Source organism: Phyllobacterium sp. P5_D12, from assembly GCF_054049495.1.
The window spans coordinates 1-1,155 of the sequence record NZ_JBFUMG010000925.1 but is presented as its reverse complement, the minus strand read 5'-3'; the positions used below and the strand labels follow the sequence as shown (position 1 = coordinate 1,155).

1 protein-coding gene and 1 pseudogene are annotated in these 1,155 nt (G+C 52.0%); both read left to right on the top strand.

Annotation, left to right across the window (positions count from 1 at the left end; genetic code table 11):
• Positions 1-238 precede the first annotated feature (238 nt).
• Positions 239-811, top strand: a complete 573-nt coding sequence (locus ACXJ5O_RS27685; protein ID WP_457302708.1) for a MarR family transcriptional regulator — start codon at positions 239-241, stop codon at positions 809-811.
• A gap of 44 nt (positions 812-855) precedes the next feature.
• Positions 856-1,155: pseudogene (locus tag ACXJ5O_RS27680) on the top strand (glycosyl transferase); the annotation flags it as partial.

The following is a 1,155-nucleotide window of genomic DNA, read 5'->3' as shown; positions in this document are numbered from 1 at the left end:
GCTCTTGCCATTTGCATCGATTTGACGAGTATCATTCATGTGTAATCTGCCTTGGAAATGACACAGCTGCCAGTTAGCCCCTACGACCTTGGTCTAAGACCAGAGACTAGTAAAGTAATACCGTGCAGAATGTGACAGAAAAAAGATCATATGACGGGGGAAAAAGCGAAGGAGACCGGAAAATACACTCGCAACTTACTTCAAAATTTGAAGTAAAATGACCATGGAGACCAAGATGATACAAAAACTTCTGCACGAAGGAGTGGAAGTCGAAACATCTATTGATGGATATTACGCCGCCGATTTCCCCGAAATTACCACGGAAAAACAGAGCCATAGACACCACCCAATTCATACAGTCGTAGTTACACACTTCGAGCTAGCTCGAATGATTGAGAGGGTAAATCGCCGTTTCGCCAGTCTGCTCAGAACAGAAATGACGAAACTGGGGATTGAAGACGTCGGTCCGGCACAGGCGATGGTCCTGATGGCTATCGGCGACGTCGAACTTTCTGTTGGGGAATTGCTGGATCGGGGGCACTATGTCGGCTCAAACATTTCCTACTACCTGAAGCAGCTTGCCGATGGGGGTTACATCGACAGGGTCGCATCTCAACGGGACAAGCGGTCTGCAAGGATTCGACTGACAGAAAAGGGAGAGCAGCTTTGCGCCAATCTGCGTGACGCTGGCGGGGCATATAATCGTGTTCTTGCCAGGGATGCCGATGATCTCCGCAATCTCGAAATCGCGTTCCAGACGCTGCACAGGCTCGAACTGGTTTGGGGCAATGCCGCGCGTTATGGCATCTAACTCAACTTCGATCAGTGTTTTGAGTMCCGGAAGGGGCTGATCTCATGCATGTGGCTTTTGTTCACAGGCGTGGTTTTGGCCAATTCGCAGCTTTGGCTGAGCATCTCGCAACGAGCGGGCATGACGTCAGCCTTATTTGTGAGACAGTGGACCGGCGCCTCCCGTCGGTTCGCGTGATCTTGCACCGTGCAGAACTTGGCCCCCGGGCTGATGCCCGGATGGCCAGGCATCTGGGCATTCCTGACCACCATGTCCGCATTGGTCACCGTGTTGCGGAGACATTCGATGCGATGGTGCGCCATGGCGAACAGCCGGATATCGTCATCGGTCATATAGGCTGGGGT